This window comes from Acetobacter sp. DsW_059, from assembly GCF_002153695.1.
GTDB lineage: Bacteria > Pseudomonadota > Alphaproteobacteria > Acetobacterales > Acetobacteraceae > Acetobacter > Acetobacter thailandicus.
On sequence record NZ_JOPI01000001.1, the window covers coordinates 32,000 to 57,910 of the forward strand.

Sequence of the window (25,911 nt, forward strand, 5' to 3'; positions counted from 1 at the left end):
TTTCCACTATCGCTCCAGGTAGAATCTCTCTTCACAGAGGGGGCAGACCCAGTACATCTTCCATGCCAAAATAGCCTGCAGGCTGATTTCTGACCCAGTCGGCCGCACGCACAGCCCCGGTTGCAAAAATTCTGCGGTCAAACGCACGGTGTGACAGGCGAATCTGCTCATCAGCTGAGGTAAACAGTACTTCGTGCTCCCCCACAATCTGACCACCACGCAGAGCTGCAAAACCAATATCACCTGTTTTGCGTGCACCGGTATGACCATCGCGTCCGCTATCTTTCACATCAGCAAGACTCACACCCCGCCCGTCAGCAACAGATTCGCCGATTGCCAGAGCTGTGCCTGAAGGAGCATCGACTTTTTGGCGATGATGCATTTCAACAATTTCAACATCATAGGATTCTGCTGGTAACGCCTGCCCCATCATACGAGCCAGACGACGCACCAGAGTAACACCAGGTGAAAAATTAGCCGCATGGACTACAGCAATTTTTTTAGCCGCGGCCTTAACCGCTGCCTCCTGCTCAGGAGAAAGACCTGTTGTGCCCAGAACAAGGGCTTTGCCGTAATCCGCCAGAATTTCAGCATGCCGTGCTGAAGTATCAGCATGCGTGAAATCGATCACCACATCACTGGCATCTGCCAAAGCCGAAAAATCGGCGAAAAGCGGCACATTAGCCAGAAGCCCCTTAACCGAGGAAGGGTGCCGTGCACTACCACCAGCAAGTATAAAACCCGCACCAATAACTTCTTCTGCCAACAGGCGCCCAACACGACCGGAGATGCCGGCAATCCCTATTTTAAGCGATGGCACTGTCATGATCTTTTCACCTTATCTGCTTTGCATCCTACTCTTTGCCAGATCATGCCCGGTCGCGGCACATTTTATAGTAAGAGTAAGATGTTATGTAGCAGAATATTAGTTTGCTTTACCCTCAAAAAAATCTTTTACCCGGGCAAAAAAACCTGTGTGTTCCGGGCTGCTCTTAATATTTTCTCCGGCTTCTTTCTCAAACTCTTCCAGAAGCTCACGCTGACGCTTGTTAAGATGCTGCGGTGTTTCAACCGAAACCTGAACATACATATCGCCGCGTGCGCCTGAACGCAGGACAGAGAATCCTTTCCCTCTCAGGCGGAAATTATTCCCGGTTTGTGTACCGGCAGGAATTTTAACCTTTGCACGGTTGCCATCTATAACCGGCACTTCAACCTCTGTGCCAAGGGCAGCCTGCCCCATTCTCAGTGGCACCCGGCAAAAAATATTGGCGCCATCACGCTGAAAAATTGAATGCTCTTTAACTGAAACCTGAATGTACAAATCACCCGGAGGCGTACCCTGAGGGCCGCTTTCACCCTCTCCGGTCATACGAATACGTGTACCGTCTTCAATACCGGCAGGAATCTGAACAGAAACAATGCGCTCTTTTTCAACCGTACCCTGCCCATGGCAAGCACCACAGGGGTTCTTTACAGTTTTACCAGCACCATGACAGGTCGGACAGGGACGCTCAACAACGAAGAAACCCTGCGCAGCCCTGACCTTACCAGCCCCGTGACAGCTCGGACATACATCAACGCCGGCGGCGCCGTTTTCAGACCCTGTCCCCTCACAGGACTCACAGCTCACACGCGTTATGACAGGCAGATCTTTTTTTACACCAGTAAAGGCTTCTTCAAGAGTGATGACGACATGAGCCTGCACGTCATTGCCGGCGCGAGGGGAGCCACGACGCCCTCCTCCCATCATATCACCGAACATCTGCTCGAAAATATCACCAAGACCGGCGCCACCGGCACCGCCGCCAAAATCAAACCCGCCTGGGCCAGCACCGCCGCCTTCAAATGCCGCATGACCATAACGGTCATAAGCCGCACGTTTATTCTCATCTTTCAGAATATCGTAGGCATGGTTAACGTCTTTAAATTTCTCTTCAGCTGCTGCATCCCCCGGATTACGGTCAGGATGATATTTCATGGCCATCCTGCGATAGGCTTTCTTGATTTCATCAGCGGATGCTGTCTGAGTGACCTCAAGAATTTCGTAATAATCAACCTGCGTGACCATGAAAAAAACCTCTTAAAAATTCTGCCTCTTAAAAATGAGCGCAGCCTGTACCCTGATATAACAATGGCGTCCGCCTCTTACAAAGCACGGACGCCAGAAAAATAAACACGGGAGCGCACTCCCGTGTTTTATGCAAAACGCCCGATCAGGACTTTTTGTCGTTTACGTCTTCAAAGTCTGCATCGACGATATTTTCGTCTTCTTTTTTAGCAGCCTCAGCTTCCGGAGCTGCACCACCTTCTGCCTGACTTGCTTTGTAAACAGCTTCACCAACCTTCATAGAAGCCTGCGTCAAACGCTCAGTAGCCGTTTTAATTGCTTCTGCATCACTGCCTTCAAGAGCAGTTTTAACAGCTGCAACCGCTGCTTCAGCTTCTTCTTTATCAGCGGCCGGAACTTTATCACCGGCTTCTGTCAGAGCTTTCTCTGTCTGGTGAACAAGGCTTTCTGCACTGTTACGGGCTTCAACCTGCTCACGTCTGGCTTTATCTGCTGCTGCATTTGCTTCAGCATCTTTAACCATTTTGTCGATATCACTGTCAGACAGACCACCAGATGCCTGGATTTTAATCTGCTGCTCTTTACCGGTTGCCTTGTCTTTAGCAGAGACAGAAACAATACCGTTCGCATCAATATCGAAAGTAACTTCAATCTGAGGCACACCACGTGGTGCAGGCGCAATACCTGTCAGGTCAAAGTTACCCAGCAGCTTGTTGTCAGCAGCCATCTCGCGCTCACCCTGGAACACTTTAATGGTCACGGCACTCTGATTGTCATCAGCTGTCGAGAAGGTCTGGCTCTTCTTGGTCGGAATGGTCGTGTTACGATCGATCAGACGTGTGAAGACACCACCGAGCGTTTCGATACCCAGTGACAGCGGTGTCACGTCGAGCAGCAGAACGTCTTTAACATCACCTTTCAGAACGGCACCCTGAATAGCAGCACCAATAGCCACAACTTCATCAGGGTTCACGTTACGTGCAGGATCTTTACCAAAGAACTGCTTAACTGCGTCAATGACTTTCGGCATACGGGTCATACCACCGACCAGGATAACCTCGTCAATTTCAGCAGCAGACACACCGGCATCTTTCAGCGCAGCTTTACATGGATCCAGAGTGCGCTGAATCAGATCATCAACCAGGCTTTCCAGTTTAGCACGACTGAGTTTCAGCATCAGGTGCTTAGGACCAGAAGCATCAGCTGTGATAAACGGCAGGTTAACTTCTGTCTCTTTAGAAGAAGACAGCTCAATCTTTGCTTTTTCAGCTGCTTCTTTCAGACGCTGCAGAGCAAGTTTGTCTGCACGCAGGTCAATACCCTGCTCACGTTTGAATTCATCTGCCAGGTAGCTGATAATGCGGTTATCAAAGTCTTCACCACCGAGGAACGTGTCGCCGTTTGTTGATTTAACTTCGATGACACCGTCAGAAATCTCAAGAATTGAAACGTCAAAAGTACCGCCACCAAGGTCATAAACAGCAACCGTGCCACCGCTCTTTTTTTCAAGGCCATAAGCCAGAGCTGCCGCTGTTGGTTCGTTGATGATACGCAGAACTTCAAGACCAGCAATACGGCCGGCGTCTTTTGTCGCCTGGCGCTGTGCATCGTTAAAGTATGCAGGAACAGTAATAACAGCCTGGCTCACTTTTTCGCCAAGATATGCTTCAGCTGTTTCTTTCATTTTGCCGAGCACAAAGGCAGCGATCTGAGAAGGCGCGTATTTTTTACCGCGGGCCTCAACCCATGCATCGCCGTTATCGCCATCAACAATGGCGTAAGGAACCATTTCCTTATCTTTCTGCACAGCCGCGTCATTAAAACGACGACCAATCAGACGTTTTACTGCATACAGCGTGTTCGCGGGGTTGGTTACAGCCTGGCGCTTTGAAGCCTGGCCAACCAGCATCTCACCACCTTCGGTAAAAGCTACCATAGAAGGGGTTGTGCGCGTGCCTTCGCTGTTCTCGATAACTCTGGTCTCATTACCCTCGCGTACAGCAACGCAGGAGTTAGTCGTACCAAGGTCAATACCAATAACTTTACTCATTTATTACTCTCCTTCAGCGAACCTGACTGGCCCGAAGCACCAGACGGGATCCTAAAATAATTCACTGCCTTCTTGTGTCTCTGACAGCGGGAATATCCATGATGTATGATGCACCCGATATGAGTTCAAGTAGCAGCCAGCAAAGGAATCAAGAAAAATATCAGCTTCTTATTCTGCTGCTTTCGCAACAATAACCATAGCCGGTTTAAGCAGGCGGCCATTCAGTGTCCAGGCTGGTGTCCAGGCCTGCATTACTGTCCCAGGCTCATGTTCCGCACTTGGCTGCTCAGCCATCGCCTGATGCAGGTTTGCATCAAATGCCTGACCCTGCGGATCTGAAGCTTTAACGCCGTGCCGCTCCAGCATAGCCACAAACGAACGCTCAATACCCTCAAGACCTTCGCGCATTTTTGCAATTACGCCGTCTTCGCCTTCCTGTGCAGGAGGCAGGCTTGTCAGGGCACGGTGAATGTTTTCAGCTGTTTCGACAGAATCACGTGCAAATTTCTGCACAGCATAAAGGCGTGCATCTTCCACATCACGGCGTGCCCGGGTACGCAGATTCTGATTCTCAGCCTCAGCCCGCAGCCATTTTTCCTTAAACTCAGCAGCTTCGCGCTCGGGACCAGAAGTCTCTCCTTCTTCGTCCTGTACTACATCAGCCTGTGCTTCCGCCTCAGGAGCAAGCGCTTCCTGCTGCGAAAATTCCTGCTCAGCGTCAACCGAACCAGCTGGCCGGTTACCTTCAGGTAATTCTGTTTCGTGAACCATAATCTATCAAGTAGGCAACCTGACCACACTCGGCAAGACCCACATTTATCATTTTCAAAAACTTATCTGCAACACCTCTCAGCCGACGCATTGCATAAAGTCTGTGGTGAAAACGTAAGGAACAGCGTATGTCTGTACCCCGATTACTGCTGACAGAGTAAGGATAACGTACACAATGACAGAGCGCACCAAGCAGACCATTGCTCTGGTTGATGACGATCGCAACATTCTGACTTCAGTTCAGATGACACTGGAGGCCGAAGGATTTTATGTCCGGACATATACTGATGGCGAATCTGCACTACAGGGCCTGACCGCTCATCCGGCAGACCTGGCAGTGCTGGACATCAAAATGCCCCGTATGGACGGCATGGAGCTGCTGCAGCGCCTGCGCACCCGCTCTAATCTGCCTGTTATCTTCCTCTCATCAAAAGATGAGGAAGTCGATCAGCTGATGGGTCTGCGCCTCGGGGCCGATGACTATATCATCAAGCCCTTTTCTCAGCGCCTGCTGCTTGAGCGCATACGCGCTCTGCTCCGCCGTAACGATGTCAGCCGGGCAGAAGCAAACGGTGCTCCCAGTGCAGGCACTCTTGTACGTGGTTCTCTCTCCCTTGATGAACTCCGCCATAAATGCACATGGAATAACGAGGATGTTCCTCTCACCGTCACAGAATTTCTTCTGGTCAAAACACTTGCGCTGCGCCCTGGCCTGGTCAAATCACGCGACCAGCTGATTGATGCCGCCTATGGCGATACCGTTTATGTTGATGACAGAACAATTGACAGCCATATCAAGCGGGTAAGAAAAAAATTTCGTCAGGTTGATGATAACTTTAATCAGATTGAAACCCTCTACGGTATTGGTTACCGCTATAAGGAAGACTGAGCTCTGTTCTCATGAACCGCCACACACGCATGTCAGTTCTCTCTCACTTCCGCCGGCCCGGACCTTCGGGCCGGAAGGGTCGCTTGCACGACAATCATCCGGAGGAGGACGATCAGCCTCTGGATGATCACTCTTACAAACGGCTTATTTCTCCGCTTACGCGGCGCATTATGCTGGTTAACATTCTGCCACTGCTGCTGCTGGCAATTACCATGTTGTTCCTCAATCAGTTTCGTGACAGCCTCCTGGTCACTGAGGTCACAGCACTACGCGAGCAGGCCCGCATCTATGCCGGCGCTCTGGGCGAGAGTGCCGTACACATAAATCGCTCCCGCATGGCTGATAATGCAGAAAATTTTACACTTGATGCCCCGATCGCCCGCAGGTTGCTGCTGCGCCTGACAGAACCCAGCCCCAATGCTCATGCCCGTCTTTTTGCACCCGACGGACAACTCATCACTGAGAACCTGACAGATCAAAATAACCACCCTCATCAGCACAATCACAGAAACTCCCCCAGACGCATCCCCCCTCCGATGCTGCCAGGACCAGATTTTTTCGAACGTCTTATGACATGGGGCCCCTCGCGCTATGGCTCCAGCATCGTCACACTGGATACAAACGAAGAAGATATTCCCGCTGACCCTGAACGTCCCGCTGATGCCCCGGGAAGTGACAGCAGTTCGCCGCCTCCCCCTGAAACACCACCCTATATTCGCCGCACAGCGGATGGCCATCTGATCATTACAGTTGCTGAACCCGTTATTCATGACGGAAAAACTGTTGGTATTATTCAGGTTACACGTGCTGCAGCCCAGGTCGACAGGGCCGTATTTGCTATTCGCTCTTCCATTCTATCTTTATCTCTTATGGTGCTCATCATCACCATTATGCTGTCATGGTATCTCTCCATGACCATCGCCAGGCCACTCCTGCGCTTAGCAACCTCAGCACGCGTAATGCGTGAATCTTCAGGCCGAACAGGCACCGTGCCTGCACGCCTGCTGGGCAGACGCGATGAAATCGGCGACGTTGCCCGGGCTCTTCAGGCAAGTGCTCAGGCTTTGTGGAAGCGTATGGACGCTATCGAACGCTTTGCTGCTGATGTCAGCCACGAAATTAAGAACCCTCTCTCATCTATTCGCTCAGCAATCGAAACTTTACTGCGTATTGAAGACCTCAATCAGCAACGCCGCCTGCTGAGCATTATCAACCAGGATGTCAGACGTCTCGACAGGCTGATTACCGATATCTCAGATGCCAGCCGCCTGGATGCAGAGCTCTCACGTGCTCAGGCCGAACCCATTTCTGTCACACCTCTCTTTGCATTGCTGGCCGAAATGCAGCAGGCGACCCGTAAAGAGCACGACCCTGTTATTCTCACAGAATCTGCCGGTGATACTCCCGATAATCCGCTGCAGGTTATGGCTGTTGAAGACAGGCTCGTGCAGGTCCTGCACAACCTGACCGGCAATGCCCTCTCCTTCTCTCCACCAGATGGCAAAATCATTCTCAGATGTGAGCCGAAAGGCAACATGGTTGAGCTGTCTGTCAGTGATGAAGGACCGGGAATTCCACCGGCCAAACTGGATTCAATTTTCGAGCGGTTTTACTCAGAGCGCCCGCAGACAGAAAATTTTGGCCAGCATTCAGGACTGGGGCTCTCCATCAGCCGCCAGATTCTTGAGGCCATGCACGGTAAAATTACAGCGAGAAATCGCTACAATAAACAGGGAGAGATTATCGGGGCCTGCTTTTATGTCATCCTGCCTCGTGCAAGCGTTACAAAAACGCCTCAGGGCGCTCAACATAAAAAGCAAGCTCAATAACAGCATGCGGCACACTCAGAGTGCCGCTGCCTGCCCAGGTAAAAGTCAGAGCCGGTAACATCTGAGGAAACATTCGCCGGAATACAGGCACACATGCAGAAAATTCATCGGCATCTGTAATCAGATATGCAACGCGGGTAACATCTGACATCGTAAGCTGCTCGGCCTCCAGCAGCATTCTCCCCTGTTCCAGAGCAGCCTGACACTGGTCAGCCATTGTACCGCTGCCATCAGCAGCACATAAACCCGTAATTCTGATTTCTCTTAATCTGCGCTCAACCTTAGCGACCGGTGCAGCAGACACCTGATTCAATAAATTCCGCTTAGACATATCAGGCTGCACCTCTTTACTGCACGCAGAAAAACAATGCTTTTTATTACGGCACCGGTATAACACAGGCAACAGAAGCTGTCATGCGTGTGGCGCATAAGTCACCTTCAGCAAACCGATCTCTGCTGAACCTGTTGCGTTGTCATAACACTGCCAGGCATAATAGGATTCACGTCAGCATCAGATTCGACATGCTGTAACAGCAATGCAGTGCACCACATGACCTGTGAAGGAAACCCGCACCATGCGTGCAGATGAAACGTCAGCACTTCGCCTTGTCCTTATTGTGACAGGTCTGTCAGGGGCTGGTAAATCGTCTATTCTGCGTATTCTCGAAGACCTTGAACATGAGGTCATTGATAATGCCCCGCTGGGTATGCTTGATGATATCATTGCAAGAGCATCAGGCCCTGTGGCTATTGGTGTTGATACACGCACACGTGGTTTCAATGTCTCTGCCCTGCTTGAAACGCTGATGCACCTGCGTATGAACCCTGAGCTGAGAGTTGAACTGATATACGCCACGGCAGAAGAAAATATTCTGCTCCGTCGTTTTACAGCAACCCGCCGGCGGCACCCCCTTGCACCACACAGCAACATCGCTGAAGGGATACGCGAGGAAACAACTCTGACCGCTCCGTTAAGAGCCGCAGCTGACCTGGTCATTGATACATCGGACATGCCACCTCCTGACCTGCGCCAGTTCGTTGAGAGTCGTTTCAGTCCGTGGCAGGCCAGTACAGGTCAGGGGCTGACCGTCACGCTTATGTCTTTTGCTTTCCCTGCCGGTTTACCCCGTGAAGCTGATATTGTGCTTGATGCGCGTTTTCTGCAAAACCCACATTATAAGCCTGAGCTGGCACAGCAAACCGGTATCTCTCCTGATGTCGCGAACTATGTCGCACAGGACCCTGATTACAATGCATTTTTTGAGCTTGTTCTGGCCATGCTCAAACTCGTCCTGCCCCGCTTCGTGCGTGAAGGAAAAAAATATGCTACAATCGCAATAGGTTGCTCAGGAGGGATGCACAGATCTGTCACATTAATTGAAAATCTGGCCAGAACACTCTCTGAACCAGATAGTATAAAAGAGTGCAAAGAAGCTGGTCAGTGGCCCATTATGGTCATTCACCGCGAATTAGTGCGGCAGGGCCTCAGTTCCTGGCGCTGGGCTCGCAAACCCACCAGCCCCTGAGTGTTTGTGTCACTATTGCTGGACTTACCATCATAAATCGTTCCACATTGTGGAACTTATCTGTTTCTGCCTCATGCTCAGAAACACTTCTGTAATTTGCAGACCACACCGAAAGTCGTATTTTATACTCTTTCCCCCATGCTCTGTTGTGTGTCTGCCCCCGAAAAACGGCCTGCATGGCTTTTTAACGAGGCAATATTTTTTCCTTATGTCTGATTCTGTCCATTCGCCCGCACTCACTTCGCCAATACATGACCCATTTGCCGTCTATATTCAGCATGAATTAGCACCTGTTCTAACCGAAGTGAGAAACTGGCTTAGCTGGCTGCCTGCGCCTGTTGTTTCTTTTATCGTTCTGTCCGTAATAGGGCTGCTCGCTGCACTTTTCAGCCGCCTTGTCACTGACCGTATTCTCATGCGCATACCGGGGGCCAAGCGCGGGGCACTGGTCCGTCTTTTTACAAAATCACTGCGCCGTCCTGTGCGGCTCATGGTTATGTTTTTTGCTGTCGGCATTACTTTACCTGTCAGTGGCCTCAGCAACTCATTACAGGCCACTATCGGGCATATTCTGCTCATTTGTTTTATCGCTACGATGGGCTATGGCACTCTTATTACGATCCGCACTCTTTCAGATACTTACCTGAGTCGCTTTGCTGAAGCCGACCAGGACGACGACATTCTGGCGCGTAAACACGCGACACAAATAAGGCTCCTGCGTCGTCTGACAGAAATTATTATCTGCGTACTGACAGTCAGTGCCGAACTTGTCACGTTTGAACCCGTCAGAGAATATGGGGTTAGTCTTTTTGCCTCTGCCGGTGCGGCTTCTCTTATCCTGGGTCTGGCCGCCCGCCCGGTTCTGGCCAACCTGTTCGCCGGTGTACAGATTGCCATGACGCAGCCCATTCGTATGGGTGACCTGATTGTCTTTAACGGTGACTGGACCTGGGTTGAAGAAATCACCTCAACCTACGTTGTTTTACGCTCATGGGACTGGCGCCGACGCATTGTGCCTATTCTTTATTTTCTTGATAACCCTTTTGAAAACTGGACCTACAACTCGGCTGAACTGGTTGGTGCTGTCTACCTGCATGTTGATTATCGCGCCCCAATGGACAGAATACGCACAAAACTTGAAGAAATTGTTCGCGGATGCCCACAATGGACCGGCAAAGACTTCAGCGCACAGGTCGCTGACTGCAACCAGCAAACCATGATGATTCGTGTCACGGCCAGTGCACGCACGGCCATTCGCAGCTGGGATCTGCGCTGTGAAATAAGAGAGAAAATTATTCGCTGGATGTGTGAGGAATGTCCCGAAGCTCTGCCCAAAACACGCTTTGCCATGACACCTGCCGAACAGGGATATGCACAGCCGGCACTGACCCGCACAGGGGAGCCTCCACTCCCTCCAGGATTTATGAACGGCCCTGAAGGCGCTTTTCAGCCACCGTCAGATTCAGGCCCTCAGGCCTGATCTGACCGTCAGGCATTACTGAGTAATCTGATCAAAAATGCCATTCTCAGCAAAGTGCTTTTTCTGCACAGCCGTCCATCCACCGAGACTGGCGATATCAAAGGTCTCTACCTGAGGGAAACGACTGGCATTTTCTGCTGCAACGGCAGGGTCAACCGGGCGAAAATAATGTTTTGCACCAATGCGCTGCCCTTCAGGTGAAAACAGAAACTCAATATAAGCCTGCGCCGCCTCCTGCGTGCCATGCTGCGCAACATTTTTATCAACAACAGCCACTGGTGGTTCAGCCAGAATAGTTGTTTTTGGCACAACGATCTCAAACTGATCAGGGCCAATATCATTGGCCGCAAGCAGTGCTTCGTCTTCCCAGGCCAGCAGCACATCACCTAACCCACGCTGTACAAAACTGTTCGTTGCACCCCGCGCCCCGGTATCAAGGACAGGTACGTGCTTAAACAGCTGCTTCATATAAGCTTTGGCGGTATCTTCCGTCGCACCAGGCTGGCGCAAAGCCCAGCCCCAGGCGGCAAGGTAGTTCCAGCGTGCGCCACCTGATGTTTTAGGATTAGGTGTCACAACCTGTACACCATCTCGCACCAGATCCTGCCAGTCGTGAATATTTTTAGGATTCCCCTTACGCACCAGAAATACAATTGTACTGGTATAAGGTGTAGAATTATGCGGAAAGCGTTTCTGCCAGTCTGCACTCAGTAATCCACGTTCGGCCAGCACATCAATATCATGAGCCAGACCGAGCGTAACAACATCAGCCGGCGCACCTTCAAGCACAGCACGTGCCTGTGCACCTGACCCTCCGTTAGACGTACGGACAAAAACAGCATTACCAGGTTTCTGCTTACGATAAGCTACGGCAAAAGCTCTGTTAATTTCAGCATAAAGCTCTCGTGTCGGGTCATAAGACACATTAAGTAACTGAGATGTCTGTGCCAGTGCCGGATGCTGATACCCGCTTACACCTGCAGCCAGTGCGCCTGCTGTAAAAATACCACCGAGAAGTGTACGACGCGAAAGACGAATAGACACGTTTTACTAACCTTTGCCGCTTATAAGGCTACCATTTTTCAGCTCACTTTTTAACAGGGAGACCGGATAAAGGCAGCTTCATTTCACGATAACAGTTGTAAATTATGCGTCAAGACCAAAGGATAAAAACACAATTTTTCGTTAAAATTAAAAAATTATTTGTATAACAATTACGTATCGTTATATTTAATATTAAAAATATACGTTTTATATAGTGATTTATAAAATCATTCTTCTTAAGTGGCATCAATACCCATGTCAGCATCTCCCCGGCCTCTGCGTCTTCAGAAATACCCTCTTTCCAGTCTGCTGCTGACATCCTGCATCATCACATCTGCTCAGGCCACACCTGCCACCACCACAAATAGCAGTACTCCACGTCATACCCCTTACATACACGTTGCACGACAACAGAACGCCCCCCCTCAGGTTGCAACACCATTATCTGACGGCCTGACCAGCACAGCCACCGTCCCCAAAGAACAGATTACTGTACATATCGCACCTATTTCTCCCACTATGATCTACCCACATGCGACACCGGTAGGACAACCTGTCAGAACCACCGGCGCGCAGGGGCGCTTATATGGCCGGCAATATGACTGGGGTGTGTTCAACCGTGGCAACGGTGAAGCCGCAGGGTTCGGACCAGTAGGCCGTTATGGCATTGCTCCATGGGCTGAAGACTGGAGTCGCCTGCGACAGACCGGCAAACGCTCTGACCCTTTCGATATTCTCAAATTCATTCCTCTTAATAAAGACGGTTCAGTCTGGCTCAGCTTCTCAGGAGAAACCCGGGCGCGTAACTGGTTTGAAAGCCGCCCCGGACTGGGCACACAGAAAGTTAACGATTCAGGACGCTTTGCTGTCAGAAATCTCTATGGGGCTGATTTGCACCTGGGGTCACATGTACGTCTGTTCGGGCAGCTGATTAATGGTAACGCCGGCGGGTGGAAACCCTACAGCTATGGCTCAACATACCGTAAAAAGCTTGATATGCAGCAGGCCTTTATTGAATTCAAATGGACTATGCTGCATGCAAAAAGTGGCTTTCTATTTGGACGGCAACAGTTTGTCGGTGCCCCCTCTTACATGATGTATAACCGTGAGACACCCAATGTGCCACTCTCATGGAACGGTTTCAGAGGGTACATGGTCTGGCCCCGTTTTCGAATTGACGGCTGGGACTTTGTGCAAACCGATGACAGCCATAATAAAATGTTCCATGATGGCGAGAACTATAATAATCGCCTTTACGGTTTTAATTTTACCTGGGCGCCACCTGACGGTCGTTTTATGCACGACCGCACTTATTCCTTCCTCGATCTTTTTTATATTGGCTACAAACTCGCAGGGCGCAGCAGTGCTGTAGCAACGCCCACGAATGGCAGCAGCGAGGGCTTTAATACACGCAATAATTTTGGCGTACGCTGGCACGGACTGGCTGGCCCCTTTGAGTTTTCTTTAGGGGGAATCTGGCAGGGAGGTGTTTTCAGATACGCCCGTACAAACCAGGCACGTAATGTCAGCGGCTATGCTATCAATACACTGGTCGGATACCGTATTCCCAAAAACCCGTTCCATACTTTTCTGGGCCTTCAGACTGACGTCTATTCAGGTGGCAATAAAAATAAAACCAGCGGCACCATTGGTACTTATATTTCTCCATTTAACCCGCAAACCAACTATCTCGACACCACAACTTATATGACAGGTTCAAACCTGATCAGTTTTGCGCCGCTTATCAAAGCAACGTTCCTTAAATCTGTCAGTTTACAGGTAAAATATCCACTCTTCTGGCGCTACAGCACTCAGGACCCGATTTATAAGTCTTCAGGATTTTATAAATTCACTCAGGATTTTAATGGCAAATTTATTGGCATGGCCCCACAGGCCGCACTGGCATGGCAGATCACCGACCACCTGTCATGGACGCAATATGTGTCACGCTTCATGACCTCGCATGCGCTCAATAAAGCAGGAGGCTCAAGCGGTACATATTACCAGTCAAACTTTGTATTTCGCTTCTGAAAAGCGATCTGACAGAATTACAGCTCACGCACGCCCCGTCTGGCCAGTCAGCTGCGACGGATCAAGATTGATACTTGCCAGAGCCTGCCGCCACTTCTGTTCAAAATCTTTACCGAATAAAATATCACGCGAAAACGGGGCGATAAGCCAGGAATTTTGCAAAAGAACTTCTTCTTCAAGCTGTCCGGGTACCCAGCTCGCATGCCCCATAGCCAGCAATGCCTGACGAGGGCCATGCCCTTCAGCCATCTCTTTCAGAACAGAGATACTGGCACTAAGCGTAACGTCAGGCGTAACGGATAAACCGTCCTCACTTTGCCACTCCCCCGAATGCAAAATAAATCCCCGTGTTATATCAACGGGTCCGCCTGCACTGACAAGAACACGATGCACTGATGACATCTGAGCGATCTGCAGCTGCTCAAGCAGATCATCTACCACCTTCTTTGGTAAATGGTGGTTAATAACAAAACCCATAGCGCCACCTTCATCAGAATGCGCGCAAATATAAATAACAGCTCCGGCAAATGGCGTTCCGACCATTACAGGAGAAGCAATAAGAAGCTTCCCGGTAAGAGACTCCGCAAAGCGCACTACTGACGGTAAAGAACTATGTGAACCCATTTCTTCGATATGAAACTACTTTCATTATTTTGCAACCTTTTAAAACTTCATTACAGGACTCATGCAAAAACTATTTTCAGGTTCTGTAAAATATCTTATTTTTACATGCAGACATTTCTCCTCTACAGTCATCAGAAGTATCGGGAGGAGAAGCCTGTGAGTAAACTTACCCAATTTCTGGATGTTCTCGACAGCTACAGCGTAACAGACGGTAGCACCTTCAACTTAAAAAACTATAAACCCGACGATGACGGGAAGCTGGGACTAAAAAAAGAAGACGGTGTTTTTCTGCTTAAAGAAGTAAAAGCCCTGCTGCAGGAGCTGCAGGAGCTGCTTTATGCCAATAAAACCCACTCCCTTCTTATCGTGTTACAGGGCATGGATGCAGCTGGCAAAGACGGCACCATCAAGCATGTTATGTCAGGAGTAAATCCACAGGGCGTCTCTGTCGCCTCATTCAAAAACCCAAGCTCTTCTGAACTGGCGCATGGTTTCTTGTGGCGTATTCACGCCGCCGCTCCTGAAGCAGGCCATATCGGGCTATTTAACCGCAGTCATTATGAAGATGTGCTGGTAACCAAAGTTCACCCCGAACTGCTCGAGAAAGAGCATCTGAGCGGCCCGCTTAACACCCCGGAATTCTGGGAGGGACGCTATGATGACATTCGCAATCTCGAACATTACCTGTCACGACAGGGTACTGTTGTTATAAAATTCTTCCTTAATATTTCACGTAAAAAACAAAAAAAACGTTTACTTGAACGCCTCGATATTCCGGAAAAACGCTGGAAATTCTCTTCAGCTGATTTACGTGAGCGTGAATTCTGGGATAAATATCAGGAGGCTTTTCAGGATGCCATTTCTGCCACAGCCAGCCCGCATGCTCCCTGGGTGGTCGTACCATCAGACCGCAAATGGTATGCACGCCTTGTTGTCATAGGCACCATCATCCGGACCCTGAAAAATTTACATCAGGAATTGCCTAAACCTGACCCGGAAGTTAACAAATATATTGATGACTATCGCGAACATCTGCTCAGGGAAAAAGACTGAACCTATGCTGAAACTAATGCGTAATTTTTACGCAGGCGGCGCATTTCTTCTTGCTGCAACACTGTTAGCATCGCCCTGTGTTTACGCACAGGGTGCCAGCACTACAGAGGGTGAGAGCTGCAATAACCAGGCCTTTCTTGCCAGGCAGCAGGCCTACGAAAATGGTACAGCCACTGCTGATTCACCTGTACATATCTGCGGCACCGTTATTGGCGTTAAAAAAAGAGTACAGCACACCAGAAGCGGTCGGCATGGTTATTTTTACGTTCTCGTTGCCCCTCATGTTTCGATCAGAATCGTTTCAGGGCTTGAACGCATGAATGCACCTTCATGGCCGTGGGTCAGAAAAGGTGATTCAGTTGATATTGTCGGACGCTATTACTACGACTCTGCGCGTAGCCAGGGCGTTGACTGGACACATCACGGCACTGGCCGTGAATGGCACACCCCCGGTTATATCATCGTTAACGGCAAAAAATATCAGTAAACTATACTGACCAGACGAAATCTATCTGGTCAGCATTTCACAGTTTACTCAGCTGACTCTTTGTCAGGAGTAGCTTTTTTAGGCTTACGATTACGCTCTTTTACTGCGGCGGGTGTCACCTCACCTGCTGCGGCATCAGGTATAATATCAAATGTCAGTGCCGCATTTTTCAGGCCGATTTTAACCGTACCACCCTTCGCAAGTTTGCCAAAAAGAAGTTCTTCAGCCAGAGGTTTTTTCAACTCTTCCTGAATCACACGCCCCAGGGGACGTGCACCATACAAGCGGTCATACCCACGTTCTGCCAGCCATTCCTTCGCAGCAGAAGAAATTTCAAACAGAACATGACGATCTGCAAGCTGCGCTTCAAGCTGAAGTACAAATTTCTCGACCACACGCCCTACTGTTTCAGGAGCAAGGTGCGTAAACGGCACAATCGCATCAAGACGGTTACGGAACTCCGGCGTAAACAGACGTTTAATCGCCTCTTCATCCTCACCTGAACGTGCTTCCCGCCCGAAACCAATAGCTTCTTTGCTCAGGTCGGCAGCACCTGCGTTAGTCGTCATGATCAGAATAACATTACGGAAATCAACCGTCTTGCCATTATGATCAGTCAGACGACCATGATCCATAACCTGCAACAGCACATTATAAAGATCAGGGTGTGCCTTCTCAATCTCATCAAGCAGCAATACTGCATGAGGAGTCTGATCAATAGCATCTGTCAGCAGGCCACCCTGGTCAAACCCGACATATCCAGGCGGAGCACCCAGCAGGCGCGAGATGGAGTGACGCTCCATATATTCAGACATATCGAAGCGAATAAGCTCAATGCCAAGTGTTGAGGCAAGCTGACGGGCGACCTCTGTTTTACCAACCCCCGTCGGGCCAGAGAACAGATAGTTACCTATTGGCTTCTCAGAATCTCGCAGCCCGGCCCGCGACAACTTAATCGCAGCAGAAAGAGTTTCAATCGCCTTGTCCTGCCCGAACACCATCCCCTGAAGATCACGCTCAAGGTAACGGAGTACCTCCTTATCATCAGTAGAGATGCTTTTGGGCGGAATACGGGCAATGCGGGCAATAACGTCTTCAACATCTTTCAGATTAACGGTTTTACGGCGTTTACTTTCAGGCAGAAGCATGCGCGAAGCACCGACTTCATCAATCACATCAATTGCCTTGTCAGGCAATTTCCGGTCATGAATATATTTAGCCGAAAGCTCAACCGCTGCACGAATAGCCTCTTCAGTATAACGAACCTTGTGATGCTGCTCGTAATTAGTTTTCAGGCCTCGTAAAATTTTTACAGCATCTTCAACTGAAGGCTCAGGCACATCAATTTTCTGAAACCGGCGAACAAGCGCACGGTCTTTTTCAAAATGCTGACGATACTCTTTATAGGTTGTCGAACCGATGCAGCGCAGCGTACCTGCTGCCAGTGCCGGTTTGAGCAGGTTTGACGCATCCATCGCGCCGCCTGATGTAGACCCTGCACCAATAACCGTGTGGATTTCGTCAATAAACAAAATACCATGCGGGTCCTGGTCAAGCTCTGTTACAACAGCTTTCAGACGCTCTTCAAAATCCCCGCGATAGCGCGTACCTGCAAGCAACGCTCCCATATCGAGAGAGTAAATTGTTGCTTTGAGCAACACCTCCGGCACATCCCCCTCAACAATACGCCGGGCAAGACCTTCAGCGATCGCTGTTTTACCAACGCCCGGATCACCTACATACAAGGGATTATTTTTTGTACGGCGGCAGAGAATCTGGATAGTACGCTCAACCTCGCTGTCACGGCCAATGAGAGGGTCAATCTTACCCGCCTCAGCTTTCTGGTTAAGATTAACGCAGTAGGTTGAAAGGGCATCTTTACTTTTCTGCCCACGCCCGCCCTCGGGCTTTTCACCTTCACCACTTTTCTCGGAGCCAGAGTCACCTCCATCCCCTGCACCCGTGGGGGGACGCCGGGTCGAACGATCAGGGGCTTTCGCTATACCGTGTGAGAGGAAGTTAACCGCATCAAGGCGCGTCATATCCTGAAGCTGCAGGAAATAAACCGCATGACTTTCGCGTTCTGCAAAAAGAGCAACAAGAGCATTAGCCCCCGTCACCTGATCGCGACCGGTTGACTGTACATGAATCGCCGCGCGCTGAATAACACGCTGAAAAGCTGCCGTTGGTTTGGGTTCAACAGGACGCTCTGCCGCAAGCCCTGCCAGATCTTTATCCAGAAAACCAGTCAGGTCAGTGCGCAGACGTTCAAGATCCACGCCACAGGCCCTGAATACCGTAACAGCATCGGAATCATCGACCAGAGCCAGAAGCAGATGCTCCAGCGTGGCATATTCGTGGTGCCGCTCACCCGCTAAAATCAGAGCCTGATGCAGCGTCCGTTCCAGATTGCGTGACAACATGCCGAGACGCTCCTTCTCACCTCAGTTCAGTGCCCGAACAAGGCAGACCAACCTGCCTGATCTGACACACCAGAAGTTATATTTGGCGTCTTTGAAGAGAATTGCGAGTCCGAAAATAAATATTATAAAAAAAATGAGCGCCCGACTATTTTAACGCCGCTTTAACGCCCTCAATCTTTCTCAATAGTACATTGCAGAGGATGCTGATTCTGACGTGCCAGATCCATCACCTGCGTTACCTTTGTTTCGGCAACCTCGTAGGTAAAAACCCCGCAGACACCAACGCCGCGCTTATGCACGTTGAGCATAATATTTGTAGCTTCATCTCTGTTTTTACTAAAAAACCGTTCAAGTACGTGCACAACAAATTCCATAGGCGTATAATCGTCGTTGAGCATCAGAACTTTATACATAGGCGGTTTACGCACTTCTGGCCGCACATGCACGACCACATCAATATCTGCTCCGTTTTTGTCCGGATCATTATCAGAATTCTGAGACCATAACGGTCCTCCACCAGCAGTAAGAACAGCCACGCCACAGGTCCCCATCAACATTTCACCTCGCACAAAGCGCCTGGAAAATTCACAACACATAATATCGACATTTTTTTCAGAAATAAAAGTGTTGTGCTCTGTTACATTTAAGTCGCACAGTGTAAAACTACGTCAGAGAAGCCCCAGCAGTACAAACGTCAGGCAAAGCCGTGAAAAACTCCGCACTCAGCTTTCTGTTTCCTCTTAAGAAAACAAACAAACGAAAGACTCGTCTTTCTGCGCTGACGTGTCTTCTGACGTGTACTGCTCTTGGCACTCTGATCCCGAAAGAGGAAGCTTTTGCACAATATACGCATCAGGTCAGCACAATTGTCGTAGATGCCAGAACCGGCGCAGTTCTCTCCCAGACTGACCCCGACCTGCGCCGCTACCCGGCAAGCCTGACAAAACTGATGACCCTTTATATGGCATTCTCAGCATTACGGGCAGGCACAGTATCTCTCAGTCAGCAGCTGCCGGTGTCCATACATGCTGTAACGATGGAACCTTCAAAGCTCGGAGTCGCACCTGGCACCATGCTGACGGTCGAGCAGGCCATTCTTGCTCTTGTTACTAAATCTGCCAATGACGCGGCCTGTGCTCTGGGCGAATTTCTGGGCGGTGGGAGTGAACCACAGTTTGCTGCCATGATGACACAGCAGGCACATATCCTGGGCATGCAGAACACCACATTTCGTAACGCGTCAGGACTTCCCGATCCTGACCAGGTCACTACTGCGCGAGACCTCTCTTACCTTGCCAGTCACCTGATTGCAGACTTCCCTGAATATTATCACTACTTCTCTACTGAGAGTTTTTACTTTCACCACCGGGTCATTCCCAATCACAACCCGATGCTCAGAAGTTATGCCGGAGCGGATGGGATGAAAACAGGGTATACCCAGGAAGCCGGGCATAACCTTGTGACCTCTGCCATGCGAAGCAACGTAAGGCTGATTGGTGTCGTGCTTGGCGCTCCTTCTAATAATTCGCGCAATATTGTTATGGCCAGCCAGCTTGACCGTGGTTTTGATGCTGAAGGTGTTGCGCCTGTCGAGCGCCCGCTCCTCCTTGCTCGCCATACTGTGCCGACACATCAGCACAAACATCAGCTGCTCATGCTGGCTTCTGCTCATCGTCGCGGGCGGGGATCACAGGTCGTAGAGGTGGCAGAAGCACCTCTCTCATCGCACCGGCGTGCTCATGCAAAACCTGTTACGGCAGGCCATCATCACGTACAGCTCGTAGGTGCAAAATTACGTCAGGCCACAACAGGTACACATACCACTCTGCACCACTCCGGCTCTGCCCGACACCGCACCTGAATACTTGTTTGAGTAAAAGCGGGTTGCCTTTCAGCGTATAGCCCTTCATTTTGCGGGCCTCTGTATTTTTTAAGACCCCGCGAAATGTAAGGAAGAAACTCATGGCTGGCAGACACGGCATCGTTCTGCATACTGAACACGACTTTAAGGGGCTTCGGGCAGCAGGACAGCTCGCAGCAGCAACCCTTGATATGATTACGCCCCATGTACAGCCCGGCGTGACGACTGAAGAACTCAACCAGATTATTCACGACTATACCCTTGCACACGGTGCTACACCTGCCCCGCTGAATTACCGCGGCTTTCCTAAATCATGCTGCATTTCGATCAATCATGTCGTCTGCCATGGCATACCAGGTGAAAAACGCCTGCAGGAAGGTGATATCGTTAATATCGATGTGACCTCTATTCTTGATGGCTGGTATGGCGACAGCAGCCGCATGTATCCGGTCGGCCGTATTCCCGTAAAAGCAGCAAAACTGATTAAAACAACCTATGACTGCCTGATGCGCGGCATTGAGGTTGTTAAACCCGGTGCAACTCTTGGCGATATTGGTCACGCCATTCAGACCCTGGCAGAAGGTCACCGTTATTCTATTGTGCGTGATTTCTGTGGACACGGCATCGGGCGCACCTTCCACTCTGAACCAACTGTGCTGCATTATGGACGCCCCGGGCACGGTATGAAACTTGAAGCCGGCATGGTGTTCACCATTGAACCCATGCTCAATATTGGCCGCCATGACGTTAAAATTCTTGATGACGGATGGACTGCCGTCACACGAGACCGTTCTCTTTCTGCTCAGTTTGAGCATATGCTAGCCGTAACAGAAGACGGCTATGAAATATTCACCCTCTCTCCTGCCGGATATACCTGCCCGCCTTATACAACAGAAAGCTGATAGCGCATGCACCGCCGCCACCTCTCTCGCTCTGTAATCGGCACTGCCCTTCTCTGCGGTACGCTGCTGCAACCAGGAATAACCCTGGCGGCAGCACCTGCCTCTGCACCTGACCCGCTGGCTTATGGCACAACACAGCCTGATAACCTGCCTCCGCTTCAGGCAACGCCTGGTCAGCATGGCATGGTTGTGTCAGCACAAAAGCTAGCCTCTGATGTCGGTGCGCAGATTCTGGCGCAGGGTGGTAACGCTGCCGACGCTGCCGTGGCGGTGGGATATGCTCTGGCTGTTGTTTACCCGGCGGCCGGAAACATTGGCGGTGGCGGTTTTATGCTGCTGCGCCCTAAAGGCAAACCAGCTATTTTTCTCGACTTTCGTGAAAAAGCACCTCAGGCTGCAACGGCAGATATGTTCCTGGACAAGCAGGGTAATGTCATAACCGGAGAGTCTGTAACCGGATGGAAGGCCGTTGCCGTACCAGGCACCGTTGCTGGCCTTGACCGGGTTCTGCACGACTGGGGCAGCCTGTCACGCCAGGATGTGATGGCTCCCGCCATCAGACTCGCACGGGCTGGTTTTATTCTGCATAAAGGCGATATTGAGCTTTTACGTACCTCAACTGAAATGTTTCGCAAAAGCCCGCAGGCCCGGGCAATTTTTTTACGCCCTGACGGTTCGCCCCTGCGGGAAGGTGACCGGCTGGTACAAAAAGACCTGGCAAACACACTCCAGCTTATTGCCGACCAGGGGACGAATGCTTTCTACAGAGGTTCAATTGCCAGAACCATCGTTGATGCTTCACAACAGAATGGTGGTATTTTGCAACTCTCTGACTTCGCGCGTTACAAAACACGTGAACTGTCTCCTCTGAGCTGTCACTACCGGGGGTATCTGATTGAAACAGCCCCTCCGCCAAGTGGTGGCGGTGTTGCACTATGCGAAATGCTGAATATTCTCTCAGGCTACAATATGCACGCACTGGGCCTGCATACAGCACCGGCATTACAGCGTGAGATCGAAGCCATGCGACATGCATATTCTGATCGCCGCAGCCTGGGCGACCCCGAGTTTGTTAAAAACCCGGTAAAAGAACTACTTGACCCGGCTTATGCTGCACGCATTCGTGCTCATACACCACTAAATAAAGCTACGCCCTCCGCCAGCCTGAAAGAAGGCGACGCCAGCCCGGAAAAACATGAAACCACGCAATTCTCAGTCATCGATAAAAATGGCTTTGCTATCTCGACCACCTACACCCTCAATGGATGGTTTGGCGCAGGGGTAATTGCAGGCAATACCGGCTTTTTTCTCAATGATGAGATGGATGATTTCTCTACCAAACCTGGGGCTCCCAACATGTTTGGTATTGTCGGCAGCAAAGCCAACGCTATTGCCCCTGGCAAAACACCCCTTTCATCTATGACACCCACCATTATTTCCCGCGATAATACACCAGTTATGGTCATTGGCAGCCCTGGCGGCTCGCGCATTCCAACTATTGTATTGTCAGTTATTCTTGGCGTGGTGGATTATGGCCTGACTATTCAGCAGGCTATTGATCTGCCACGCCTGCACCAGCAATGGCTGCCTGAACCCGTTGAGATTGAGGCAGGTGCGTTGTCACCCCGGGTACAAAAAACCCTTGAACAGGAGGGATATAGTTTTGCCCCGCATGCTCCCTGGGGTATTCCTGAAGGGATTCTGGCAGGCGGTGCTAAACTTAACGAAAAAGGCAATGCGCTTTACTATGGTGGCTTTGACCGGCGCCATGAAGGCGGCGGTGCAGCAGGCGAGTAAAACTTATTATGTAGCAGGTGAGAAACCCTGCATCTGCTACACAACAGAACTCAGCTCATCATTTCCGTCACTATCGGGCTCTTCATTTTTTAAGGAATAATTTTCTGAGAAGGACTGTGCAGCTGATTTATTTTTATCAACTGACACCTTCCTCCGCCCGAAGCCTCAGATACCCACAACTCCAGTATCTCTTCAGAGAGCGCTCCATCTTTTATGAAGCCCTGAGCACGGGCTCCTGTAGTTTCAGAAGCCACCATAAAATAGAGCTGTAATGCTAGTCTTTGGCAATGAACCCATCGTCACTACGCCAGGTTGAGGCATTATCTATATAAATCCATCGACCTGTACCATGACCATGGCGTTGATTATTATTAAGACAATTATGACACCAGATACGATCGCCTTCACTGTGAGTTTGTGATTTAATCTCTGAAAGTATTTTAAAATGACTACTCGTTCCATAATTGGGTGCTGAAATATAATCTGATGCAGACATAACTTTTATAGAAGATTTATTCCCCTGTATCAGACCCGGAACATCGATTGAACCATCTCCTCCCATACAAAATCCATTGGTATTTCCATCAGGTTCAATGAGGCATATAGAGCCGATTTTCCCATTAAAATTCCAGGCGAGATCACTCATATGCGACGTTGTGTTTAAATGATCTCTTACACGGATACCGTCGACACTAAGTCCAAGTCGAACGTCATATCCTCTCCAGTCACTTATTCCGGATAAATCGTGATAAGATCGTGCGCCAAAATGAAGAGTGTTATTCGATAATAGCTGACTGGAAAAATCGAACATAATATGATGGGAGCCTGTTACGGAAGAATCTGCCGCTCCATTACCAGGAATCCAGGTAGAATAACCTTTATACTCCAGGGCATCGCCATAAACCTGCGCAACATAAGCCGCTGGCAATTCAGATGCTCCATTTACAAGATAACCATAACTATCTTCTGTAAAAGGATAGTGTGCTGTACAATGATCACATTCGAAGGATAATGTATATCCGTGGAAACTGGCCTCATTATTTTTGTGGATATTCCTCCATCTCATGTCAAATTCATTACGTTCATAAGATTTTACAACAGATGAAGCATTCGCACCATAAACACGATTCATATCCATGGTAACATAATCATTTTCTCCAAAATATTTCCCTGGATCCCCTACATAAAGCATAGGTGATGTATAAGAAGAAAATTGATCAAGATTGCTCCATTTCCCGTTTTTTAATTGTGTATCTGGCACTATTGATTTCTTATTATATTTTCCATTTTTTATCATTGCTGAACCGAGAATTGACCATCCATAAACATTAATTCTGTTATTCTCCCATCCACTAATAATTCCTGTATAATTATTACTGTTAAATCCACCATAGTTATTTTTTAAATTTATATCTGGAGAAATTATATTCGTATTTATATACATACCATGATGTAGTTTTTTAATTTGTTCAAATGTTAAAGGTTCCTCAAGTATTGCGCCCTGAGCATCAAACGCTTTTACACGCAAAACCATCCGGGTTAGATTGTTAGTCTGACCAATGTAAAACGCCGCAATAGCATTATCACCATTAGCGATAGAGAACGCTCCAAGACGTGGGTCAAGCCCCGAGAGAGCGGCTTGTCCATCTCCTCCATTAGCACTCCCTCCAGACGTAAAAACACATAACGAGCACCCGGCACCAAAAGAGCCATAAGGGCTACTCCAAATGCTTAAAGACTGATGGGGAGTAAATACTATATCTTTTTCATTTTTATTTTTAATAAATACCGGCTGACCGCCAAGCATAATAGTTTCATACCCCTGAGGATACCAATCAAATATTTCTTTTTCAGGTAAATTATTAACCAGGTAATTTACTGGATATAAAGAATAATTACCATCAAACTCTTTGTATTTTTTAAACATTATAGAATTTTCAATTGATGAACTTTTACTATATTCCACATTTGAATTTTCTTTAGCCCAGGAAAAGCCATTCATTGAGGCAATAAATATTGATATATAAATACTTATTTTTTTCAATTTATTATTTATCATCATTTCCTGACTCGTATTACCTGTTTGCTTAAAAACTAAAAAAGTAGATTTTCTCAGAGGATGCCGTCAGGTTAATACGATGCCATCATGTTAAGTTTGTGTCGTTAAGAAAATTGCTGGGGGTACTGTCTTTTTAAATCTGAAGAGTTACATCTGATGATAATCCGGCTAATTTTCAGGGTAAAAAAGTGACGATACTATTTCAACTGGTCCTCAAAAACAGGATTCAGGAACTTCAACTGGCGGTTTTTAGCTCTATCTGGCAGCATAAGACAAACCGAATTCATAGCACCACCGACGGATCGTTTTATATAATATGACAAGGCCGTAGCTTAGTGAAAATTGACAATACAAACAGACCGCATGAGCGATCACTTCACCTGAAGAACGACGTTGCTTATAACTTATTGAACAGACTTTCGTTCCTCGCTTAATGTGACATGACCACAGGCTCTTCGGTCTCTCTATTTGACAGTATCCTTCACTCTCTTGTTTTATTGCAAATTTCTCACTTCGAATTAGAATATAAGAACCTTTATAAATTTTCCTCAGGATGTTTAAATGTTGTTTAATGAACTACAAATTATAAATTGGAAAAAAAAATTCATTGAAAAAGAATACATAAATATATGTAAATATCTAGATGAAAGCGGCAAAAATTCTCTAGATAATTTTATAAGAAATAATTCTTCAATTGATATAAGCGAAGAATATATGAATAAATTAATAAGTGAAAACAAAGAATCTGATTTAATAAATGCGTTTTATTATGTCTTCAAAAGAAAAGTTGATTTTTTATGGATGGGTTTATTTGACTTTTTAAGTCAAAAATACTCCATAAAAAACGAAAAAAATAAAAATTTATTTTATTCTGACTTTAATGAAGGTTCTTATAACAACATAATCAGACAATGCCGTCCTGATAAAAATAAATACGAATATAATTCAATTGTAAATATTGGATTTTATAATAAAAATAAGAACTTTATATATAAATGCTACGATGATCAAATG

21 protein-coding genes are annotated in these 25,911 nt (G+C 48.6%); 11 read left to right on the forward strand and 10 right to left on the reverse strand.

What is annotated here, in order from left to right; translation table 11 throughout:
• Positions 1-31 precede the first annotated feature (31 nt).
• From dapB to HK25_RS00180, 4 genes are all read right to left on the reverse strand, one after another.
• The gene (gene dapB, locus HK25_RS00165; RefSeq protein WP_086634901.1) at positions 32-826 is read right to left on the reverse strand and encodes a 4-hydroxy-tetrahydrodipicolinate reductase; all 795 of its coding nucleotides are present in this window, start codon (positions 824-826) and stop codon (positions 32-34) included.
• A gap of 99 nt (positions 827-925) precedes the next feature.
• On the reverse strand, positions 926-2,071 hold the full coding sequence (gene dnaJ / locus HK25_RS00170) for a molecular chaperone DnaJ (RefSeq protein WP_086634902.1): 1,146 nt from the start codon (positions 2,069-2,071) through the stop codon (positions 926-928).
• A gap of 145 nt (positions 2,072-2,216) precedes the next feature.
• On the reverse strand, positions 2,217-4,121 hold the full coding sequence (gene dnaK, locus HK25_RS00175) for a molecular chaperone DnaK (RefSeq protein ID WP_086555464.1): 1,905 nt from the start codon (positions 4,119-4,121) through the stop codon (positions 2,217-2,219).
• Between the two features lie 168 nt (positions 4,122-4,289).
• Entirely contained in the window at positions 4,290-4,892 is a 603-nt protein-coding gene (locus HK25_RS00180; protein WP_086555465.1) for a nucleotide exchange factor GrpE, read from the reverse strand.
• A gap of 175 nt (positions 4,893-5,067) precedes the next feature.
• Here HK25_RS00180 and HK25_RS00185 point away from each other — a divergent pair, with 175 nt between their 5' ends.
• Positions 5,068-5,781, forward strand: coding sequence for a response regulator transcription factor (locus HK25_RS00185; RefSeq protein ID WP_086555466.1), 714 nt, complete (start codon positions 5,068-5,070; stop codon positions 5,779-5,781).
• A gap of 11 nt (positions 5,782-5,792) precedes the next feature.
• Complete coding sequence (locus tag HK25_RS00190; RefSeq protein WP_369822958.1) at positions 5,793-7,610, forward strand: ATP-binding protein; 1,818 nt, start codon at positions 5,793-5,795, stop codon at positions 7,608-7,610.
• Here the strand turns inward: HK25_RS00190 and HK25_RS00195 are convergent.
• Complete coding sequence (locus HK25_RS00195; protein ID WP_143216404.1) at positions 7,564-7,941, reverse strand: hypothetical protein; 378 nt, start codon at positions 7,939-7,941, stop codon at positions 7,564-7,566. The genes HK25_RS00190 and HK25_RS00195 overlap by 47 nt on opposite strands.
• Before the next feature lie 244 nt (positions 7,942-8,185).
• Between HK25_RS00195 and rapZ the strand changes: the two genes are divergently transcribed.
• The gene (gene rapZ, locus HK25_RS00200; protein WP_086634903.1) at positions 8,186-9,136 is read left to right on the forward strand and encodes an RNase adapter RapZ; all 951 of its coding nucleotides are present in this window, start codon (positions 8,186-8,188) and stop codon (positions 9,134-9,136) included.
• A 271-nt stretch (positions 9,137-9,407) separates the two neighbouring features.
• On the forward strand, positions 9,408-10,616 hold the full coding sequence (locus HK25_RS00205; RefSeq protein ID WP_369824718.1) for a mechanosensitive ion channel family protein: 1,209 nt from the start codon (positions 9,408-9,410) through the stop codon (positions 10,614-10,616).
• Between the two features lie 15 nt (positions 10,617-10,631).
• Here HK25_RS00205 and HK25_RS00210 read toward each other — a convergent pair whose 3' ends face one another.
• A complete protein-coding gene (locus HK25_RS00210; RefSeq protein ID WP_086555470.1) occupies positions 10,632-11,660 on the reverse strand; it encodes a sulfate ABC transporter substrate-binding protein in 1,029 nt (342 codons plus the stop codon).
• Positions 11,661-12,179: 519 nt separating this feature from the next.
• Between HK25_RS00210 and HK25_RS00215 the strand changes: the two genes are divergently transcribed.
• Positions 12,180-13,691 carry an alginate export family protein gene (locus HK25_RS00215; protein ID WP_233127528.1) on the forward strand — a complete coding sequence of 504 codons (1,512 nt, stop codon included), beginning with the start codon at positions 12,180-12,182 and terminating at the stop codon, positions 13,689-13,691.
• A 24-nt stretch (positions 13,692-13,715) separates the two neighbouring features.
• On the opposite strand, the gene HK25_RS00220 is transcribed toward HK25_RS00215, so the two are convergent.
• Complete coding sequence (locus HK25_RS00220; RefSeq protein ID WP_369822960.1) at positions 13,716-14,324, reverse strand: YqgE/AlgH family protein; 609 nt, start codon at positions 14,322-14,324, stop codon at positions 13,716-13,718.
• Between the two features lie 96 nt (positions 14,325-14,420).
• On the opposite strand from HK25_RS00220, the gene HK25_RS00225 reads away from it, so the two are divergent.
• Positions 14,421-15,368 (forward strand): PPK2 family polyphosphate kinase, encoded by a 948-nt coding sequence (locus HK25_RS00225; protein ID WP_369824717.1) that lies wholly within the window; start codon positions 14,421-14,423, stop codon positions 15,366-15,368.
• Positions 15,369-15,372: 4 nt separating this feature from the next.
• Positions 15,373-15,855 carry a DUF3465 domain-containing protein gene (locus HK25_RS00230; protein ID WP_233127523.1) on the forward strand — a complete coding sequence of 161 codons (483 nt, stop codon included), beginning with the start codon at positions 15,373-15,375 and terminating at the stop codon, positions 15,853-15,855.
• Positions 15,856-15,899: 44 nt separating this feature from the next.
• On the opposite strand, the gene clpA is transcribed toward HK25_RS00230, so the two are convergent.
• Positions 15,900-18,278: an ATP-dependent Clp protease ATP-binding subunit ClpA gene (gene clpA / locus HK25_RS00235; protein WP_086634906.1), complete on the reverse strand. Its 2,379-nt coding sequence runs from the start codon at positions 18,276-18,278 to the stop codon at positions 15,900-15,902.
• A 170-nt stretch (positions 18,279-18,448) separates the two neighbouring features.
• On the reverse strand, positions 18,449-18,829 hold the full coding sequence (gene clpS, locus HK25_RS00240) for an ATP-dependent Clp protease adapter ClpS (RefSeq protein ID WP_086555475.1): 381 nt from the start codon (positions 18,827-18,829) through the stop codon (positions 18,449-18,451).
• Positions 18,830-18,984: 155 nt separating this feature from the next.
• Between clpS and HK25_RS00245 the strand changes: the two genes are divergently transcribed.
• The 3 genes from HK25_RS00245 to ggt all read left to right on the forward strand — a co-directional run bounded on the left by HK25_RS00245 (position 18,985) and on the right by ggt (position 22,838).
• Positions 18,985-20,139 (forward strand): D-alanyl-D-alanine carboxypeptidase family protein, encoded by a 1,155-nt coding sequence (locus HK25_RS00245; RefSeq protein ID WP_086634907.1) that lies wholly within the window; start codon positions 18,985-18,987, stop codon positions 20,137-20,139.
• Positions 20,140-20,240: 101 nt separating this feature from the next.
• Positions 20,241-21,041: a type I methionyl aminopeptidase gene (map, locus tag HK25_RS00250; RefSeq protein WP_086555477.1), complete on the forward strand. Its 801-nt coding sequence runs from the start codon at positions 20,241-20,243 to the stop codon at positions 21,039-21,041.
• Between the two features lie 6 nt (positions 21,042-21,047).
• Positions 21,048-22,838: a gamma-glutamyltransferase gene (gene ggt / locus HK25_RS00255; protein ID WP_086634908.1), complete on the forward strand. Its 1,791-nt coding sequence runs from the start codon at positions 21,048-21,050 to the stop codon at positions 22,836-22,838.
• 274 nt (positions 22,839-23,112) lie between these two features.
• Here ggt and HK25_RS00260 read toward each other — a convergent pair whose 3' ends face one another.
• Positions 23,113-24,900 carry a hypothetical protein gene (locus HK25_RS00260; RefSeq protein ID WP_086634909.1) on the reverse strand — a complete coding sequence of 596 codons (1,788 nt, stop codon included), beginning with the start codon at positions 24,898-24,900 and terminating at the stop codon, positions 23,113-23,115.
• 558 nt (positions 24,901-25,458) lie between these two features.
• Between HK25_RS00260 and HK25_RS00270 the strand changes: the two genes are divergently transcribed.
• A partial coding sequence (locus HK25_RS00270) for a hypothetical protein (RefSeq protein ID WP_143295939.1) occupies positions 25,459-25,911 on the forward strand: 453 nt, incomplete at its 3' end.

Coding starts and splice junctions, on each gene's coding strand:
- map (WP_086555477.1), top strand. CDS start 20,241: ATGGCTGGCAGACACGGCATCGTTCTGCATACTGAACACGACTTTAAG.
- HK25_RS00190 (WP_369822958.1), top strand. CDS start 5,793: ATGAACCGCCACACACGCATGTCAGTTCTCTCTCACTTCCGCCGGCCC.
- HK25_RS00215 (WP_233127528.1), top strand. CDS start 12,180: ATGATCTACCCACATGCGACACCGGTAGGACAACCTGTCAGAACCACC.
- HK25_RS00225 (WP_369824717.1), top strand. CDS start 14,421: ATGCAGACATTTCTCCTCTACAGTCATCAGAAGTATCGGGAGGAGAAG.
- HK25_RS00195 (WP_143216404.1), bottom strand. CDS start 7,941: ATGTCTAAGCGGAATTTATTGAATCAGGTGTCTGCTGCACCGGTCGCT.
- HK25_RS00180 (WP_086555465.1), bottom strand. CDS start 4,892: ATGGTTCACGAAACAGAATTACCTGAAGGTAACCGGCCAGCTGGTTCG.
- dapB (WP_086634901.1), bottom strand. CDS start 826: ATGACAGTGCCATCGCTTAAAATAGGGATTGCCGGCATCTCCGGTCGT.
- dnaJ (WP_086634902.1), bottom strand. CDS start 2,071: ATGGTCACGCAGGTTGATTATTACGAAATTCTTGAGGTCACTCAGACA.
- HK25_RS00185 (WP_086555466.1), top strand. CDS start 5,068: ATGACAGAGCGCACCAAGCAGACCATTGCTCTGGTTGATGACGATCGC.
- HK25_RS00260 (WP_086634909.1), bottom strand. CDS start 24,900: ATGATGATAAATAATAAATTGAAAAAAATAAGTATTTATATATCAATA.
- dnaK (WP_086555464.1), bottom strand. CDS start 4,121: ATGAGTAAAGTTATTGGTATTGACCTTGGTACGACTAACTCCTGCGTT.
- rapZ (WP_086634903.1), top strand. CDS start 8,186: ATGCGTGCAGATGAAACGTCAGCACTTCGCCTTGTCCTTATTGTGACA.
- clpA (WP_086634906.1), bottom strand. CDS start 18,278: ATGTTGTCACGCAATCTGGAACGGACGCTGCATCAGGCTCTGATTTTA.
- clpS (WP_086555475.1), bottom strand. CDS start 18,829: ATGGGGACCTGTGGCGTGGCTGTTCTTACTGCTGGTGGAGGACCGTTA.
- HK25_RS00230 (WP_233127523.1), top strand. CDS start 15,373: ATGCTGAAACTAATGCGTAATTTTTACGCAGGCGGCGCATTTCTTCTT.
- ggt (WP_086634908.1), top strand. CDS start 21,048: ATGCACCGCCGCCACCTCTCTCGCTCTGTAATCGGCACTGCCCTTCTC.